Raw genomic sequence first — 18,215 nt, 5'->3', positions numbered from 1 at the left:
CCACCACTGTCTGTATTAACTTCTGAACGAATTGCCGGAAGATAAAGTAGGTCAAAATGAGTGATGGTTTCAAAATCGGAATACAGGATTAACACAACCGAGATTATAAATGCCTATTGAACCTAGGCTTAAGTTGTAAAAGCTTTAGCCATAAAGTTAGGCATTTTTCGACAGCTTCTGTATAGTTCGGCTACATTTTGCTGTAGACCCCCTAACTGTGGAGAAATAAATGACAGTGCAAGGCAATTTATTTATTCTTTCAGCGCCAAGTGGTGCAGGTAAATCCAGTTTAATTTCTGCGCTACTGAAACAAGGCTCAGCGCGCCCATTGCAAGTATCGGTATCAACCACCACTCGCGATCCTCGTCCTGGTGAAGAAAATGGTGTTCATTATCACTTTGTTGATAAGGCTGATTTCGAACAACAAATCAAAAGCGGCGCATTTTACGAATATGCCGAAGTATTTGGTAACTACTATGGCACGTCAGCAACCGCGATTGACGAGCAGTTAGCGAAAGGCATTGACGTATTTTTAGATATCGACTGGCAAGGTGCCCAGCAAGTACGTATGAAGCGCCCTGATGTAACATCTATATTTATTGCCCCACCATCACGCCAAGAGCTAGAAAATCGTTTACGTGGTCGCGGCCAAGACAGTGATGAAGTGATCGCCGATCGCATGGCCAAAGCGCAAGCAGAATGCTCACACTATCAAGAGTTTGACTACATCATCGTTAACGATGATTTTGACACGGCATTGGCCGACCTAACCACGATCGTTGAAAATCAAAGATTGAAGCGCAGCCAGCAAGCACAAGCCCATCAAGATTTATTCACGGATCTATTGGCTAATGATTGATCGTTTACTATAATAAGCGGCTATTTTTGAAAATAATCATTGTGGAGTAGCTACATGGCTCGCGTAACTGTTGAAGATGCAGTAGAAAAAATCGGCAATCGCTTTGACTTGGTGTTAGTTGCATCACGTCGCGCTCGTCAAATCGCCACTGGCGGTAAAGACCCTCTAGTTGAGTTAGAGAACGACAAACCAACGGTATTAGCGTTACGTGAAATCGAGTCAGATTTAATTTCTTCGGAAATTATGGATGACGCTGAGCGTCACGAGCAAGTTCAGCAAGAATCTGCTGAGTTAGCTGCTGTTGCTGCCATTGTTGGTGGTCAGCAAGACTAATTTGTCTTTGCTGTGCTAGCAAAAAGTCTAGCCAGAAATTCAATCAGAAACGCGTTGATGGTTAACACCTTCAGCGCGTTTTTTTATGTCTGCTATTGCCAATCGGTCAGCAACAAAAATTCCATCTTTTCCTCTTTAACTGGCCTCACTAACCCTTGGCAAGGCCGCGAATATTGCTTATCCTAGCGATATCGTGAGTTAAATTTATTCAACCGTTGATTTAGCTGCGTTTTCCCTCTTTCTCTAATTTTCTCGTCAACCTATTTTGGGAGTTTTGAGTGTATCTATTTGAACCATTAAAAGAGTTTGCCTCCAGTTACTTATCGAAAGTGCAGCTCGATTTACTTAAGCAAGCCTATGTAGTGGCACACGATGCCCACGATGGTCAAATGCGTTCAAGTGGCGATCCCTATATCACTCACCCCGTTGCCGTTGCTTTAAATTTGGCGAAAATGCATTTAGATCACGAAACCTTAATGGCAGCACTTCTGCACGATGTGATTGAAGACACCGAAGTCACCAAAGACGAACTGGCAGAGCAATTTGGTGCCACGGTTGCTGAATTGGTCGAAGGGGTTAGTAAACTCGACAAGTTGAAGTTCGACAACAAAGAAGAGATGCAGGCGGAAAACTTCCGCAAAATGGTGTTAGCGATGACCCGCGATATTCGCGTGATCTTAATTAAACTGGCCGACCGCACCCACAATATGCGCACGCTAGAGTCACTGCGTCCCGACAAACGCCGCCGCATTGCCCGTGAAACTTTAGAGATTTATGCACCAATTGCCAACCGCTTAGGTATTCACGATATTAAAAATGAGTTGGAAGTACTGGGCTTTGAAGCACTATACCCAATGCGCTCGCGAGCACTGCGCTCTGCCGTTAAGCAAGCACGTGGCAACCGTAAAGAAATTATTAACAATATTCAGGGCGAAATTGAACAGCGCTTAGCGGAAGCGGGTATTCAAGCGCAAGTTATTGGCCGTGAAAAGCACTTGTATTCGATTTACCGCAAAATGTTAAACAAAGAGCTGATGTTTAACGAAGTAATGGATATTTACGCCTTCCGCGTCATCGTGCCGGAAAAAATTGACGACTGTTACCGCTCACTTGGCGCGGTACACAACCTATTTAAGCCAATCGAAACCCGTTTTAAAGACTATATTGCTATTCCAAAAACCAATGGTTACCAATCGCTACATACCTCACTGATTGGCCCACACGGTATTCCGGTAGAAATCCAAATTCGTACTAACGATATGGATCAAATGGCGGATAAAGGGGTTGCCGCCCACTGGCTTTACAAGCAAGACGGTGACGACACAGGCACAACTGCACAAATGAAAGCGCGTCGTTGGATGCAAAGTCTGCTGGAACTGCAGCAAAGTGCTGGTAGCTCGTTTGAATTTATCGAAAACGTAAAATCAGATCTCTTCCCTGAGGAGATTTACGTATTCACGCCAGACGGCCGTATTATCGAATTGCCGATGGGCGCTACTGCGGTAGATTTTGCTTATGCTGTACATACCGACGTGGGTAATTCTTGTGTCGGCTGTAAAGTTGATCGCAAACCTTACCCATTAAGCCAGCCGATTGATTCGGGCCAAACCATCGAAATTGTCACCTCTTCAGCGGCGCGCCCCAATGCGACTTGGTTAAACTTTGTGGTAACAGCAAAAGCAAGGCTGCAAGTGCGCACTTACTTACGCTCACAAGAAGAAAATGAATCACAAGCACTTGGCCTGCGTTTACTTAGTCATGCGCTGGGTACCACCAAACTGGAAGATATTTCAGAAGAGAAAATTGCTGAAGTAGTTGCCGAAACAGGTAATGAAAGTTTAGATCAGTTACTGGTTAATATAGGTTTAGGTAATGCCCTGAGCATTGGTATAGCTCGCCGCTTAACCGATGAATTTACTGACGACAGCGAAGAAACCGTACCAACGAAAAATAAGATGCCAATCAAAGGTACAGAGGGTATGCTGGTGACTTACAGTAAATGTTGTCGACCAATCCCTGGCGATACCATTTTGGCCTACCTTAGCCCAGGTAAAGGCTTAATTGTTCACCAAGCAACCTGTAAAAACGTTAAAACGCACGAGAGTAAGCTTTTCCCAGTGAAGTGGGACAGCGATATCGATAAAGAGTTTATCGCTAAACTTCGCGTTGAGATTGTTAATCATCAAGGGGCATTAGCGGCGCTAACCAATGTTGTCGCAAAGAATGAGTCCAACGTGCATTCGATGAATTCCGGCGAAAAAGACACTGGCTTATACGCCATCGACATGGAAATTACCTGTCGTGATCGCGTTCATTTAGCCGAAATTATTCGCAAAATTAAAAAGATGATCGACGTACAAAAAGTCGTTCGCAATAAGTAATAAACAGAGCTCGTCAAAAGCTTTTAACAACAAAGCTTGTAAGCCTGTAGTAAAAAGGAAGATTATGAAAACTATTGTTTCAACCGAAAATGCACCAAGCGCAATCGGTACGTACAGCCAAGCTGTTAAAGTCAGGAATACGGTATATTTATCAGGCCAAATTCCACTAGTACCGGAAACTATGGAAGTAGTTTCTGATGATTTTGCCGAACAAGCAGAGCAAGTATTTAAAAACCTCGTTGCGGTATGTGAAGCGGCTGGCGGCGAAATTAACGACATGGTTAAAGTAAATATTTTTATGACTGACTTAGCCAACTTCGCCACCGTTAACGAAATTATGAGCAAGTACTTTGCGGAGCCATACCCTGCACGCGCGGCTATTCAAGTATCGGCACTGCCAAAAGGCGTAGATATTGAAATTGACGGTATTATGGAAATTCCTAACGTCGCTTAATTGGTATCAATCAACCGATTTTTGTCGGTTGATTTCCTACTCGCACCTAAACGTCGCTACACTTGGCTAGTCAGCCACCGCTAGATTTAGGTGCACATCACCAAACCCAACACCATTTTTACTCATCAGCATACATTCTCAGCAATTACTGTTAAAATACACAGCAGTATCGAATTAATCTTAAATGTGAATAAAATGACTCCAGAACGACATAACCGTATTTTAAGCATGCTCAACCACCGCCAACCGGATTTAACCGTGTGTATGGAAGGTGTGCACAAAGCACATAACTTGGCTGCTGTAGTGCGTACTTGTGACGCCATTGGCGTGAGCGCCGTACATGCGGTTTGGAAAAATGAGCAAATGCGGGCATCTGGTGGCATTGCGGCTGGTAGTCAGAACTGGGTGGATGTTCACAATTACTCATCAACCAAAGATGCGATTAGTGAACTAAAACGCCAGAATATGCAGGTATTGGTGACTAATTTATCTGACAAAGCAGTGGATTTTCGTGAAATCGATTACACCAAACCAACGGCGATCATTTTAGGCCAAGAAAAGTTTGGCGCTTCAGATATTGCCAAAGAAATGGCAGATCAAGATATCATAATTCCTATGGTGGGCATGGTGCAATCGCTGAATGTGTCAGTGGCCAATGCGGTGGTGTTATATGAAGCACAGCGCCAACGTGAAGCCGCAGGTATGTATGGCCGCGCAACCATTGACGAAGATACTCGCCAGCGTATGTTATTTGAAGGTGGGCACCCTATTTTTGCTAAAGTTTGCCAGTCAAAAGGTTTACCTTACCCACACATTAACGATGACGGCGAAATTATTGCCTCAGATGACTGGTGGCAAAAAATGCAAATGAGCCAAGAGGCCTGGGCCGATATTGACGACGAATAATCGTTAACGAAATAGCACTAACGGAATAAAGCTAAGCTCAATCAAAATAAGAATAAAATGTCGGGAACCACTAATTTAGCGCAAGTCACTATCGCCTCGTTAAAAGGTGTCGGTCCAGCCATGGCAGACAAATTTGCCAAGCTGGGCTTAAACTCTGTGCAAGATTTATTGTTCCACTTACCGCTGCGTTACGAAGATCGCACTCGGGTCACGGCGGTGCGCGATTTACTGCCCGGCATTTACACTAACATTATTGGTGAAATTACTAATAACCAAGTGGTGCTTGGCCGCAAGCGCATGTTAGTAGTCACCATCAACGATGGCACAGGCAGTGTCGACCTGCGCTTTTTCCATTTCTCTGCAGCGCAGAAAAATGCCTTAGCCATAGGCACCGAATTACGTTGTTATGGTGAAGTGCAGCGCGGCCCGCGCAGCTTTCAAATAGTACACCCTGAATACAAGCCGCTTGATAACGACCAAGCATTGACCGCCGTTGAAGAAACACTTACACCGGTTTACCCAACAACAGACGGCTTAAGGCAAATTACCTTTCGCAATATCAGCGAACAGGCACTAAAGCGTCTAGAACATGGTAGTGTTGAAGAGTTACTTCCAGCGCAATTTCTTAACGAGCCATACACGCTCGCCGAAGCGCTAAAACTGATTCATCGCCCGCCACCGGATGTTTCCACCGAGCAATTGGAAAATGGTAAGCACCCTGCGCAGCTCCGACTAATTAAAGAAGAATTACTGGCTCACAACTTGAGCATGGTCAAATTGCGTCAATCAGCAGATAAACACGACGCCATGCCAATGCATGTGGATACTAAACTTAACCAGAAATTCCTTGATAGCTTGCCGTTTGCGCCAACTGGCGCACAAGCACGGGTAGTTAAAGAAATTCGCGACGACCTGGCGAAAGAAGTGCCGATGATGCGCTTAGTTCAAGGAGATGTTGGCTCAGGGAAAACCTTAGTGGCAGCACTAGCAGCAATTACCGCCATTAGCCAAGGCTACCAAGTGGCGCTGATGGCGCCGACTGAAATTCTCGCCGAGCAGCACGCCATTAACTTTCAGCGCTGGTTCGAGCCTCTTGATATCACAGTGGGTTGGTTAGCAGGGAAAACCAAAGCCAAAGCGCGCCGCGAAGCACTCGCTAAAATCGCCGATGGCACCATTCAAATGGCGGTTGGTACCCATGCCCTATTCCAAGAGCAAGTAGAGTTTCACAAGCTGACCTTAATCATTATTGATGAGCAGCACAGATTTGGTGTTCATCAACGCTTATCGCTACGAGAAAAAGGCGCGTTTGATAACAAGTACCCCCATCAGCTGATCATGACGGCAACGCCGATCCCACGGACACTGGCAATGACTGCTTATGCCGATCTCGACACTTCAGTCATTGATGAATTACCGCCGGGGCGAACGCCGATCAATACCATTGCCCTGCCCGACAGCCGCCGCGATGATGTAATTGAACGTATTCGCCAAGGTTGTATGCATGATAATCGCCAAGCTTACTGGGTATGTACCCTAATTGAAGAGTCAGAAGTGCTGCAATGCCAAGCAGCTGAAGATACGGCCAACTATCTGCAAGAAGCCCTGCCCGAGCTACAAATTGGCCTAGTGCACGGCCGTATGAAACCCGCTGAAAAACAGCAGGTCATGGAAGCGTTTAAAGCCGGTGATTTACACTTATTGGTGGCGACCACAGTGATTGAAGTTGGCGTTGATGTGCCAAACTCCAGTTTAATGGTGATTGAAAACCCTGAGCGCTTAGGTTTAGCCCAACTGCATCAATTACGCGGCCGAGTTGGTCGAGGCTCAGTTGCCTCACACTGCGTGCTGATGTACAAGTCACCACTGTCTAAAACTGCCACCAAGCGTTTAGGCGTGCTTAGAGAAAGTAACGACGGTTTTGTTATTGCGCAAAAAGATTTAGAGATCCGCGGCCCCGGCGAGCTGCTAGGCACCAAACAAACCGGTTTAGCCGATCTAAAAATTGCTGATTTAATTCGTGATAAAGACCTGATCCCAGAAGTACAACAACACGCCTATCTGCTATGGCAACAGCACCCCAAACAAGCGGAAGCGATTATTCAGCGCTGGCTTGGTAATCGCGAACAATATTCAAACGCCTAGTTTTTGCATGCCGAAATCACGTGATAAGTTTATTTATTTGATATCGCACAACAACTGAAATCATTTCACCTAAACGGCTTTGATAACCCCCTACCATTCAGCCAAACTGTAATCAGCAAATATCTAAATAGCAAAAGCAGGAGCAATCTATGTTTCGAATCGCTGTCTTTAGCAGTAAAAAGTATGATCGCACCTTTTTTGACAAGTTTAATACCACCTGCGAGTTAACCTTTGAGTACTTTGACTGTCGGCTTAGCGAAGAAACGGTAGAGCTTGCGCAAGGCTTTAATGCCATCTGCGTGTTTGTGAACGACCAAGTAAATGCCAATGTGTTAGCAAAATTGGCGAGCTTTGGTATTGAAACCATAGCACTGCGCTGCGCCGGATTTAACAATGTCGATATTACCGAAGCCAAGCGCTTAAATATCAAGGTTTGTCGCGTACCTGAGTATTCACCCCAAGCGGTGGCTGAACACACGGTAGGTTTAATGCTGACCTTAAGTCGCAAATTTCACAAAGCCTATAATCGTATTCGTGAAGACAATTTTGCTTTAGATGGCCTGATGGGTTTTAACCTCTATGGCAAAACTGTCGGCATTATTGGCACAGGCAACATAGGCATGGCGACCTTGCGAATTTTAGAGGGCTTTGGCTGTCAGCTTCTTTGCTATGACCCAAGCCCAAGCTTAGAGGCTAGAACCGAAGCCAATATACTTACCGCAAACTATGTTCCACTAGCCACACTCTTTCAGCAATCAGATATTATCTCGCTGCATTGCCCACTCGTGCCGCAAACCAAGCACCTTGTGAATGAACAAACGTTGAGCCAGATGAAACCAAATGCCATGTTAATTAATACGAGTCGCGGCGCACTGGTTGACACTAAAGCGGTAATAAAAGCGCTGAAAAGCAAGCAATTAGGTTACTTAGGTATTGATGTTTATGAGCAGGAAACCAACCTGTTTTTTGAAGATCTTAGTGGTGAAATTTTACAGGATGATACCTTTGCTCGATTAAGCAGCTTCCCCAATGTATTGATCACCGGGCATCAAGGCTTTTTTACCGAAGAAGCGATCGCCACTATCGCACAAACGACAATTGAAAGCCTGCAAAAGCTTCTTAACCACCAAGCGGTTGAGCCGAGCTTATTGGTAGGATTGTCCTGAGTTATTGCTTGTCTTTTGGTGCTTTGTATTTCACAAACAAGCTAGAAAGTAACAGCGAAATTAAAACAAAAATAGCGACTAAGAAAAGAATATAGCCACCTAAATTACCATCAACTGAGTAAACAAACTGTCTCGTTTTAATTTCACCAGTTAAAATGGCATCAATGAAGATATAAACAAGCAAAGGAATAACAAATACACAGTTTACGGTTTTAACAGCAATGAACTTAAATTCAGTAAGTTCAAATCGCCCGCTTTCACTATCAACGACTAATTCAGAATCCGAATCGCTTTGTCTAGCATTGATTTCGCGCTCCAGTCTTAGTGCTCTTTCTGGATATACTTGTTTATCAATATCATTGTACGTTTGATAGAGCTCGCTTAATGAATATTTGCTGTAGTCTGGCTCCATTTCGTTATTCACTCCTTTTTAAATTCGCTGTATCAAACGTTTTACACTACTGAATACGCTTGGCTAACTGCCTTTTTTCTTCAGCAGCTCACGTAAATTCGCCACGCCCGCTTTAGCCGTTTCCTGTTTTTGCTCCTGACTTTTCGGTGCGCGCTCATTTTCCCAATTTAAGTCGTCTTGCGGCATTTCATATAAGAAGCGACTTGGATCAGTGCGCGCTACTTCACCAAATTGGCGACGTTCACGGGCATAAGTACAAATCAGCTCACGCTTAGCACGAGTAACCCCTACATAGGCGAGGCGACGCTCTTCTTCGACATTGTCTTCATCGATACTGGATTGATGGGGCAATAAACCTTCTTCCATACCAATGAGGAAGACATAAGGAAATTCCAGACCTTTTGACGCGTGCAGCGTCATTAACTGTACTTGATCGGAAAACTCTTCTTCCTCGTTGCGCTCCATCATATCACGCAAGGTTAAGCGCGACACCACTTGCGGTAACGTCATTGGCTCGTCCAGTTCATCGCCTTCAAGCATTTGGGTGACCCAGCTAAACAGCTGAGTGACGTTCTTCATTCGCATTTCCGCCGCTTTACCACTGGGCGAGCTGTCGTAGAGGTAATCTTCATAGTTCATTTCACGGATCATCGAGCGTAATACCGCAGGCGTATCACCACGCTCGGCGTTGTCTGCCGTTTCAACTATCCAACGGGTGAACTTTTGTAAGTTAACCAGTGCACGTCCCGTTAACGTTTGTTCTAAGCCAAATTCAAAGCTGGCAGCAAACATACTAATTTGGCGTTTATTGGCGTAATTCCCTAACTTTTCCAAAGTGGCTGGGCCAAGCTCGCGCTTTGGGACATTACAGATACGCAAAAACGCATTGTCGTCGTCATGATTTACCAGTAAACGCAGGTAAGCCATGATGTCTTTAATTTCAGCGCGTGAGAAAAACGACGTGCCACCGCTAATTTTGTAGGGGATGCGGTTTGTCATCAGCGCTTTTTCCAGCAACCGTGATTGATGGTTACCTCGATAAAGAATCGCGTAATCTTTGTAGTGGCTTTTATTCATAAAGCGATGACCAATCAGCTCACCGACAACACGCTCCACTTCATGTTCTTCGTTGCGCGTTTGTACAATACGAATCGGAACACCGTAGTCATGCTCACTAAATAGCGCTTTATCATAAACGTGTGGGTTGTTGGCGATCAAAATATTGGCACAGTGCAGAATACGGCCACTAGAGCGATAGTTTTGCTCAAGCTTGATCAGTTTCAAATTAGGGTAATCTTGGCCGAGAAGCACTAGGTTTTGCGGCTTAGCACCGCGCCATGAATAAATCGATTGGTCATCATCGCCAACCACAGTTAAACGACCACGTTCGCCAGTGATCAGCTTTACTAATTCATATTGACTAGCGTTAGTATCTTGGTATTCATCCACCAACATATACTGAATTTTTTTCTGCCAACGGGCGCGCACTTCCGGATAATGCTTAAGCAGCAAAGTAGGGATTAAAATCAGATCGTCAAAGTCGAGCGCATTGTAGGCCTTCATATGATTGTGATAACGCTGGTAAAACTCGGCGTATAAGGCAGTATCAGCATCGCCTGCTTGTTTAAGTACTTGATCCGGAAGCAACAAATCATTTTTCCAGTTAGAAATCATCATTTGCAGCTTGCTCAGTAAATCTTTATCACCCTCTAGCTCTTGCTCGGTAAGCTCTTTAAGCAAGGCAATGGTGTCTTGGTCATCAAACAGCGTGAAACCCGGCTTATAGCCTAAGGTTTTGATTTCACGGCGAACAATATCTAAACCAAGCGAGTGAAAGGTAGAAACGATCAGGCCACGGGTAAGATCGCGCCCTAACATTTTCGCGACACGCTCTTTCATTTCTCGTGCCGCTTTGTTGGTAAAGGTCACCGCAGCGATATTACGCGCTTTATAACCGCACTTTTGGATCAAGTAAGCGATTTTTTGACAAATAACCCCGGTTTTACCACTACCCGCGCCCGCCAGTACCAAACAAGGGCCACTGACATATTTTTTTGCTTCATCTTGGCGAGGGTTTAATTGCATTACTTGGCTCTACCTATGGGTTAATTTCGGCGTACTCTATTAAGGCGGCAAATTTTACCTTGTTTTCTGACCTAGGCCAGTAGATCACGCAAAAATTTATGCGATTAGCTTAGCTTTTACGGTAGACTTTCAAGCAAGTGTTCGAATCAACGATAAGGCAGCCAAAATGATCAACGCAAAAAAAATTGAAGAAATCGCGAAGCAAGTCAGCGATGCCATTCCACCGGGCGTTAAGTCTGTTGCAAATGAAATTGAAGAACGCACAAAAACCGTGATTCAACGTAAGTTATCTGAGCTAGATGTTGTCACACGCGAAGAGTTTGATGTACAAACACAAGTACTGATCAAAACCCGTGAAAAGCTTTCAGCATTGGAAGCCACCGTTGCAACCTTAGAGCAAAAGTTAGCAGATTTGGAAAACAGTTCTGCACCGGCAGTCGAATAATTACTTTCCAAAGTACCCAACCAGATTTTCACTCTGCTTTTAAATTATTTGCTCAAAAGCAGAGTGCAAGCCTATTTCACTTCATTTCATTTTTAGCTAACTCACTGCTTAAATTTTTATGATGTTACTTTCCCGACACATAGCTTACATCAAGTAACAGGAAACACTTAGGTTGAGATAAATAGCTGTTTAAATTAGAATTTTAAATCTTGTTGTATCAAAGGAATAAACAATGAAATTGCGTTTTAGTCTCTTATCTCTTGTTGTATTGACTAGCTATTCTTTACCATCACTTGCCGATGTTGTCATATCCCACAAAAAGAAATATCAACCCGAAACGGTCAATAGAGTGCTGCAAAAGCAAGCTTTTAGTTCATCGATAAAACCCCAAAAAACGGCAGCTAAATCATACACAAAAGGCGATTATGATGGCGATGGAATTGCTGATTTAGCATTACGCTCAGCAGCTGACTTTTATCAATCTCTCAAGCTCTCCTCTAACGATCAAACTAAAACTGTCGTATTTGGACGAAACGCTGCTGACGTCATCATTAATGGAGATTTTGACGGTGATGGCAAAGCAGATATTGCCGTACATCGACCTTCTACATCTACTTGGTATATCAAGAACTCAAGTAACAGTAATTTTGGTAGTACCCAGAAAGATGGTATTCAACGTATTTTTTTAGAAACTAAGTCTGGCGATATAGCTGTTCCAGCCGACTATGATGGCGACGGAATCACTGATATTGCCCTTAGACGACCAGAAAACTTTACTTGGTACATTCGCCAATCAAGCACAAATAATATTGTCGAAGTCACATTTGGCCGGGATAAAGCGGATATCCCTGTTCCTGCAGATTATGATGGAGACGGTAAAGCAGATATTGCGGTACGAAGAGCAGAAAATCAAACTTGGTACATCCTTAATTCAAGTGGCACTAATTACAAAAGCACAAATGGTGATGGCATTCAAAGGCGCGTATTTGGTCGCCAAATTGATGATATTCCAGTTCCTGCTGACTACGACGGCGATGGTATTGACGACCTTGCTGTGAGACGCGCTTCAACTCATGCATGGTATGTGCTGCAATCATCTACGAGCGAAATCAAGCATGTTGTTTTTGGTCGCAATGTCAACGATATTCCAGTAATCAGCGACTATGATGGTGATGGCTTGGCAGATTTTGCTGTTTATCGTCCAGAAAGTTCAAGTTGGTTTATTAAAAACTCAACAGGTTCAAATTTTAATTCAACTAGAAATGATGGCATTCAACGTCATATCTTTGGTCTTGATAAAGACTATCAACCTTTACTGGCGGCATATAAAAAAGGTGCCACTACAGATAATTCTGATCCAGAACCAATCCAAGAGAATGCGATTACCGGGCAATTAACCTTCAACCGCTTTGGCTTTAAAGACGGTGAAACATTGGGTAATGCAGCTTTTGACACTGATAACCCAGTAACAACTAATGCTAAAGCTGTAGTCGTTCGTTTAATAGGTGAATCAGGCGAGGAATTGGCTAGTACAGTTACCAATTCACAAGGTCAATTCGTGCTTGATTTTGACAAATCACACCTAGGAAAAGCGATCAAAGTTGTGGCCTATGCACAGCTCGAGTTTGATGGTCAAGTGGATGATGGCTTTTATATCAAGGTAACTGATCAGTCAACGTCAGAAGACCTAGCTTCCCAAGAGGTATACTCAGTAACGCTTGCTGAAGAGACACTCTCGAACGGAATTGCATTAGGCGAAATGAAATTAGCGGATGGTTGGCTAGCAGATAGTAATACTTTTGATCCTGCTGTTTCAAATGCCCAACCATTTGCCATTTTAGAGTCGGTCTACAAAGCAATGAGCTTTATGAAAGACAACCAAATACAGCTATCCGATGACCTCCCAGTATTGACAATAAACTGGAGCCGAAGCGCTGATCATGTTGAAAGTGACTTGGGTTTTTATTCTAAGTTTGAAAACCGAATATTCCTCAATGGCTACCTTAATCCAAGTGCCATTGGGGCAGATGATGAAGAGGCATTCAACATTCCCGCCGTCGAAGAGTGGAATGAAGGCACCATCATTCATGAGTTCACTCATTTCTTCCAAGCTAAAGTTATTGGTCGTGACGATAACAGAGGAGGAACACACAGCCTATTTACAGATTCAGAAATTTCCCTAGCACTGTCGGAAGGCTTGGCAGCAGCGGTTCCCTTTGCTGTATTAGAGGATTGGCGTGATTTTCGTGTACCCTCAAACTTCTCGAGCGACGTAAATGGTGATGATTACTATGAAATAGCAAAGGGAAACACAGGAGATTGTTATCGCGAAACAACATTGCTAGACGGCAGAGAAATTAGAAGACCTTGTTATATCCCTACGCCTTTTAATGATGCTGGTATTATGTACTTTATTCTCTCTTTCATTGACAAAAGTAAGGAGACAAGTGAGTTAACCACTAACCTTGCAAATGAAGTGGGTATGCAGGGCTTATACGATGCGCTTCAGTTAATGGCTGAGGAGCACGCAAATACATCAATTTACTCGCTAGCCAATGCACTTAAAAAGCTCAACCCTGAGCTTGCTAGTGAAATTGAAGAGTTAGGGAGTAAACTAAACAGCCATTTAGAAGATAGCTTTGGTAATAACCAAAGTGAAATTCCAAGTTTTCTTGTTGAAACTGATCGCTTAATGGAACAGGACTCCTATCTTCCTATCCATATTCCTCTAGAGTCTGGTCAAAACACCAACGTTTGCTTCAGTGGTGCACATAGTGGCTATACGTTAAGGCCTGGTACGGTAAGGCTCGTTAAATTTAAAGCAAATAAAACAGGTATGGTGACGATAACCAGCGAAGAAGTTACCGACGAGAAAGACCGTATTCACAGTTACAACTTAGACGCTTCAATAAAAGGCAATAACCCAGAGAACGAATTACTTTTCCCTGGCGGAGACTTAAATGCATTAGAGTTTTTCGCGGAAGCTGGTGAAGAATATATATTTAGGGTCGAAGGAAAGATTTATTTTGACTACCCAGGATTATGGGAAGATCAAAATATTTGTACACAAGTAGCACTAACTTATCAGTAAAAACATCTGTTACCAAAATTAAGAAAATGCCGCAAACTTGTGCGGCATTTTTGTTTCCCAAAATGATGGTTCATTCGCTGTTATCTAAACAGTTTGCGTTCAATTGCAAACCCCATCACACCCGCAGCAAATAAAAATATACCAACCACCTGCAGCCAAGCATTTATCGGTTGTGCCTGATCAACCATTTGTGAATACCAGTAATAGCGTGTTCCACCATCAACTGGTTTTTCAATAGGATTGCCAAGCCAAGTCGCAATGCGAATATGCTCAACATCACGACGCCCTGTCATTTCAATGGCTTTTTGCTCGCGTAACTTATGACCGTCTTTTTCGCCTCGTGGCAATAAGCGCGGCCAATCATCAAAAATGGTTTTGATCTCACCGTCACGCACCACACCGTCTGAAACATATTCATATTGCTGCTCTGAAAAAATCAGTTTGCTGTAGCCGGTAAAAAACAATGTGATGGCAAATACGATTAACGCGCTCGACATAAGTAGATAATTTCTTCGCTGGGTAAATTGTTGTTGGTTTTGTTTATTTAGCCACTGCTCAACATCTGGTAATGACGCCAACTTTTGTACGCTGGTGGTTGGCAGTTTTCGCAATAACTCTTCCAACCCAATTTCCAATGCTGAGATCAGCTTGCGTAACATATCATTTGAAGGCTGTGCTTTATCATTTTCTAGTTTTGATAAATACGATTGCTCGATTCCAGCTAATTCTGCTAGCTCCGGCTGGCTTAATTGTTTCGCTTGTCGAAGCGATTTTAACTGTTCACCTAAACTCATTATCTTTTCCCTATTTCTACTTATACAAAAGTTAACAACCTGAAGAAACCCAACAAAGATAAGGCTGCCGGCCGCCCTATCTCGATTGGATTGGCTATTATTCTTGGCTATTCCTCGGTTAATAGAAAGCAGAATATCAGGGAATTTCCTTGAATAAACAGGAAACTTAGTATTTTTTATGAGTCGCAATGACCAAATACGGCGCAATAAAAAAGCCAGACGTTTAGTCTGGCTTTCCGTTAGTTTTTCGAGCTTATTGCTCTTTCATATTCCACAAAATACCCTGGCCTTCACCCATTACCGTTGTTGGCATTTGACCGTTCCATTGCTGCGCTTTCACGTATTCAACCAACACTTTACTGGTTTTAATTGCCTCGGCCTTTTTCTTGATCGCTTCAGCCTCAGCTAAACCTTTCAATCGAATAGCCTCAGCTTCGGCTTTCGCTTCCGTCATAATCGCATAAGCGGAACCGTCAGCACGGGCTTTTTCGGCGTCACGCTTGGCTTCTGCTGTATTTACCTCACGTTGTGCTTCTAGTTTTTGACGCTCTAAGCGATGTTTTTCAGCCGCTGCTAAGTTCTTCTCGGTCTGCTTAGTTTCAATACTTTGCAGATATTTTGCTGGAAGTACTAAGTTTTCGATTTGGGCACTGTCTAACTTTACTGGAAACTCTGACATAGTCGCCAATAGTGTTTCTTCTATTTTTTGAATCACTTTACCGCGATTTTGCACTATTTCCTCAGCTTTGAAGCGTGCTAACGCATCCTTTGCCGCAGAGCGTAAACGCGGGTCAAGAATACGGTTTTCGAATTGATCTAAACCACCGTAATTTTTATACAATTCAAAAGCTTCAGAGCGAATTACCGTCCAGTTAACCGACACTTCCGCTTGCACGGGCATCTGCTCATAAGTTGACGCCTTTAACGCCTCGGTATTTTTACGGGTACGAATTTCAAGCTCTTCAACGGAGTCGGCAAAAGGAACTTTTAAATGTAAGCCCGGGTTTACTTGGGTAGTTGCTTCGCCAAAGCGTTTAACAATACCAACGTGACCTTCATCGATAGTAAAAAACACCATCCATACTAGGATAAAAGCTGTTATAGCCACGCCGCCGAGCTTGGCATGACGAAAAATTGGAGGATTTTCAGTGTTGCTTGATTGAGTTAATCCTTTACTAAACATAAACATTCTCCTCTATGTTGTTTGAACGTTGCCAGATAAATTGACAACAAGGGCTATTAAACTGAGCCCAGAGAGCTCTGTAATATCGGCACATACTATTGGCCAAGTTTGCAATTACAGAGTGAAACGTATTGGTAATATCAATTCTCAATACGGATTGACATAATATGTCATGCTTTTTAGTTTTTTGCAAAAATTTATCAGAACGATTAATTATAAAAAGGTAAATAAGCGTGAAATCAAACTAGGCGAGAATTAAAGCTGGGTAGCTTTGAAAATAGCCGTTAGAAGCCCAATGGCTATTTAACGCAAAGCTGAAATTAATAGTGTTCGCCGAGTGAAAAAGCCCTCAAAATGAGGGCTTGAATCAAAGAAGTTAGTAAATAGCTAGGCTGCTAGCCCTGCTTTAGAAATGCATGATAAGCAAGGTTTTGTGTTTCTTCCTGCCACTCATAACCGAGGTCTTTAAGATGTCGGAAAAAGTCTAATTGGTCTTTTTCATTAACATCGAAGCCCGCCAGCACTTGACCAAACGCCGCGCCGTGGTTGCGATAGTGGAACAGGGTAATGTTCCAATGCTCGCCGAGTGTATCTAAAAACTTTTCCAATGCCCCCGGATATTCAGGAAACTGGAAGCGGAAAATACGTTCATCAACCGCTACCGAGCTTTGTCCACCGACCATGTAGCGAATATGTAATTTCGCCAGCTCGTTATCGGTAAAGTCTTTCACCTGATAACCAGCTTTAGTGAGCTCTTGTTGTAGCTGCAAGCGCTCTTCGACACCGCCAGCAATACGGATACCGACAAAGATATTGGCACTGCTCTCATCAGCAAAGCGATAGTTAAATTCAGTAATGCCACGGCCTGATAAGGTTTGGCAGAAGCGTCTAAAACTGCCCTTTTGCTCAGGAATGGTGACCGCAAACACCGCTTCTTTTTGCTCGCCTAGCTCGCAGCGCTCCGAAATATAGCGCAAGCTATGAAAATTCATATTAGCACCAGAAAGCACTGCCGCTAAGTTCTCACCACCTTTGCTGGTTTGACAATACTTACTGATCGCAGCCAATGACAGCGCACCTGCAGGTTCAGCAATGACTCTTGTTTGCTCGAAAACATCTTTAATGGCTGCGCAAATTTCATCACTATTAACCGTGATCACATCATCACAGTAATGCTTAATCACATCAAAGGTATGTTGGCCAATTCGCTTAACCGCAACACCATCGGCGAATAAGCCTACTTGGCTTAAATCGGTTGGCTGACCTTTGTCCATCGCGGCTTTTAAGCAAGCGGAGTCTTCTGCTTCAACACCAATCACTTTAATATCAGGTCGTAGCTGCTTTAAATACACCGCCATACCCGCTAACAAGCCACCACCACCCACAGGCACAAACACCGCATCAAGCTTAGTATGTTGCTGTAGTAATTCTTTAGCTACAGTACCTTGTCCGGCAATGACATCAACATCATCAAAGGGGTGGATCAGCGTTTTTTGCTCTTGCTCTGCACACTCAATCGAGGCTTGTTGCGCATCATTATAGCTTTTACCCACTAAGCGTACTTCCGCGCCTAAGCGACGGACATTATCCACTTTAATATCGGGCGTAGTGATCGGCATAAAGATGGTCGCATTAATACCAAGTTTACTTGCCGCAAGTGCTAACCCTTGCGCGTGATTTCCTGCAGAGGCGGCAACTACCCCATGAATACATTGCGCTTCAGGTAGGTTGGCTAACTTATTATAGGCACCGCGCAACTTAAACGAATGTACTGGCTGTTGGTCTTCTCGTTTTAAGAAAATCTGATTGCCCAAGCGCGCAGAGAGTTTCGTTAGCGGCGTTAAATCGGTTTCTTTGGCGACATCATAAACTGGCGCCAGCAAAATTCGGCGTAAGTAATCTACGCCTAGTTCTTGTGCGCTTTGTGCTTGATGTTCACCTGCATGATTTGCCATTGGTTG

General features: G+C 43.7%; 14 protein-coding genes. 9 read left to right on the top strand and 5 right to left on the bottom strand.

The features are described from left to right. The first annotated feature begins 229 nt into the window (after window positions 1–229). From gmk to ACSLUR_RS16460, 7 genes are all read left to right on the top strand, one after another. Window positions 230–859 (top strand): guanylate kinase, encoded by a 630-nt coding sequence (gene gmk, locus ACSLUR_RS16490; protein WP_448556359.1) that lies wholly within the window; start codon window positions 230–232, stop codon window positions 857–859. A 54-nt stretch (window positions 860–913) separates the two neighbouring features. Further along, window positions 914–1,192: a DNA-directed RNA polymerase subunit omega gene (rpoZ, locus tag ACSLUR_RS16485; RefSeq protein WP_115998597.1), complete on the top strand. Its 279-nt coding sequence runs from the start codon at window positions 914–916 to the stop codon at window positions 1,190–1,192. Between the two features lie 278 nt (window positions 1,193–1,470). Beyond that, a complete protein-coding gene (gene spoT, locus ACSLUR_RS16480) occupies window positions 1,471–3,573 on the top strand; it encodes a bifunctional GTP diphosphokinase/guanosine-3',5'-bis pyrophosphate 3'-pyrophosphohydrolase (RefSeq protein ID WP_115998596.1) in 2,103 nt (700 codons plus the stop codon). Between the two features lie 64 nt (window positions 3,574–3,637). Continuing rightward, a complete protein-coding gene (ridA, locus tag ACSLUR_RS16475) occupies window positions 3,638–4,027 on the top strand; it encodes a deaminase RidA (RefSeq protein WP_115998595.1) in 390 nt (129 codons plus the stop codon). A 195-nt stretch (window positions 4,028–4,222) separates the two neighbouring features. Further along, complete coding sequence (trmH, locus tag ACSLUR_RS16470) at window positions 4,223–4,933, top strand: tRNA (guanosine(18)-2'-O)-methyltransferase TrmH (RefSeq protein WP_448556356.1); 711 nt, start codon at window positions 4,223–4,225, stop codon at window positions 4,931–4,933. A 57-nt stretch (window positions 4,934–4,990) separates the two neighbouring features. Next, the gene (gene recG / locus ACSLUR_RS16465; RefSeq protein WP_448556354.1) at window positions 4,991–7,078 is read left to right on the top strand and encodes an ATP-dependent DNA helicase RecG; all 2,088 of its coding nucleotides are present in this window, start codon (window positions 4,991–4,993) and stop codon (window positions 7,076–7,078) included. Window positions 7,079–7,227: 149 nt separating this feature from the next. Beyond that, the gene (locus tag ACSLUR_RS16460; protein ID WP_448556352.1) at window positions 7,228–8,244 is read left to right on the top strand and encodes a 2-hydroxyacid dehydrogenase; all 1,017 of its coding nucleotides are present in this window, start codon (window positions 7,228–7,230) and stop codon (window positions 8,242–8,244) included. Between the two features lies 1 nt (window position 8,245). On the opposite strand, the gene ACSLUR_RS16455 is transcribed toward ACSLUR_RS16460, so the two are convergent. Both ACSLUR_RS16455 and rep read right to left on the bottom strand, forming a co-directional pair. Further along, entirely contained in the window at window positions 8,246–8,656 is a 411-nt protein-coding gene (locus ACSLUR_RS16455; RefSeq protein ID WP_448556350.1) for a hypothetical protein, read from the bottom strand. 63 nt (window positions 8,657–8,719) lie between these two features. Beyond that, window positions 8,720–10,741 (bottom strand): DNA helicase Rep, encoded by a 2,022-nt coding sequence (rep, locus tag ACSLUR_RS16450; RefSeq protein ID WP_448556348.1) that lies wholly within the window; start codon window positions 10,739–10,741, stop codon window positions 8,720–8,722. Window positions 10,742–10,907: 166 nt separating this feature from the next. Here rep and ubiK point away from each other — a divergent pair, with 166 nt between their 5' ends. Together ubiK and ACSLUR_RS16440 are read left to right on the top strand one after the other, a co-directional pair. Beyond that, window positions 10,908–11,186: a ubiquinone biosynthesis accessory factor UbiK gene (ubiK, locus tag ACSLUR_RS16445; RefSeq protein WP_448556346.1), complete on the top strand. Its 279-nt coding sequence runs from the start codon at window positions 10,908–10,910 to the stop codon at window positions 11,184–11,186. 232 nt (window positions 11,187–11,418) lie between these two features. Then, window positions 11,419–14,277 carry an FG-GAP repeat domain-containing protein gene (locus ACSLUR_RS16440; RefSeq protein ID WP_448556344.1) on the top strand — a complete coding sequence of 953 codons (2,859 nt, stop codon included), beginning with the start codon at window positions 11,419–11,421 and terminating at the stop codon, window positions 14,275–14,277. Window positions 14,278–14,357: 80 nt separating this feature from the next. Here the strand turns inward: ACSLUR_RS16440 and relB are convergent, their stop codons facing one another. The 3 genes from relB to ilvA all read right to left on the bottom strand — a co-directional run bounded on the left by relB (window position 14,358) and on the right by ilvA (window position 18,209). Further along, a complete protein-coding gene (gene relB / locus ACSLUR_RS16435) occupies window positions 14,358–15,071 on the bottom strand; it encodes a type II toxin-antitoxin system RelB family anti-toxin (protein ID WP_448556342.1) in 714 nt (237 codons plus the stop codon). A gap of 253 nt (window positions 15,072–15,324) precedes the next feature. Next, on the bottom strand, window positions 15,325–16,254 hold the full coding sequence (locus tag ACSLUR_RS16430) for an SPFH domain-containing protein (RefSeq protein WP_115998588.1): 930 nt from the start codon (window positions 16,252–16,254) through the stop codon (window positions 15,325–15,327). 395 nt (window positions 16,255–16,649) lie between these two features. Then, complete coding sequence (ilvA, locus tag ACSLUR_RS16425) at window positions 16,650–18,209, bottom strand: threonine ammonia-lyase, biosynthetic (RefSeq protein ID WP_448556340.1); 1,560 nt, start codon at window positions 18,207–18,209, stop codon at window positions 16,650–16,652. Window positions 18,210–18,215 lie beyond the last annotated feature (6 nt).

Source organism: Thalassotalea montiporae, assembly GCF_053485855.1.
This window is presented reverse-complemented; position numbering and strand designations above follow the sequence as displayed.

What these genes read in the sequence shown, in the direction of transcription:
- ACSLUR_RS16460 (WP_448556352.1), top strand. Translation starts at nt 7,228, where the DNA reads ATGTTTCGAATCGCTGTCTTTAGCAGTAAAAAGTATGATCGCACCTTT.
- ACSLUR_RS16430 (WP_115998588.1), bottom strand. Translation starts at nt 16,254, where the DNA reads ATGTTTAGTAAAGGATTAACTCAATCAAGCAACACTGAAAATCCTCCA.
- rpoZ (WP_115998597.1), top strand. Translation starts at nt 914, where the DNA reads ATGGCTCGCGTAACTGTTGAAGATGCAGTAGAAAAAATCGGCAATCGC.
- rep (WP_448556348.1), bottom strand. Translation starts at nt 10,741, where the DNA reads ATGCAATTAAACCCTCGCCAAGATGAAGCAAAAAAATATGTCAGTGGC.
- trmH (WP_448556356.1), top strand. Translation starts at nt 4,223, where the DNA reads ATGACTCCAGAACGACATAACCGTATTTTAAGCATGCTCAACCACCGC.
- gmk (WP_448556359.1), top strand. Translation starts at nt 230, where the DNA reads ATGACAGTGCAAGGCAATTTATTTATTCTTTCAGCGCCAAGTGGTGCA.
- ACSLUR_RS16455 (WP_448556350.1), bottom strand. Translation starts at nt 8,656, where the DNA reads ATGGAGCCAGACTACAGCAAATATTCATTAAGCGAGCTCTATCAAACG.
- ubiK (WP_448556346.1), top strand. Translation starts at nt 10,908, where the DNA reads ATGATCAACGCAAAAAAAATTGAAGAAATCGCGAAGCAAGTCAGCGAT.
- ridA (WP_115998595.1), top strand. Translation starts at nt 3,638, where the DNA reads ATGAAAACTATTGTTTCAACCGAAAATGCACCAAGCGCAATCGGTACG.
- ACSLUR_RS16440 (WP_448556344.1), top strand. Translation starts at nt 11,419, where the DNA reads ATGAAATTGCGTTTTAGTCTCTTATCTCTTGTTGTATTGACTAGCTAT.
- relB (WP_448556342.1), bottom strand. Translation starts at nt 15,071, where the DNA reads ATGAGTTTAGGTGAACAGTTAAAATCGCTTCGACAAGCGAAACAATTA.
- recG (WP_448556354.1), top strand. Translation starts at nt 4,991, where the DNA reads ATGTCGGGAACCACTAATTTAGCGCAAGTCACTATCGCCTCGTTAAAA.
- ilvA (WP_448556340.1), bottom strand. Translation starts at nt 18,209, where the DNA reads ATGGCAAATCATGCAGGTGAACATCAAGCACAAAGCGCACAAGAACTA.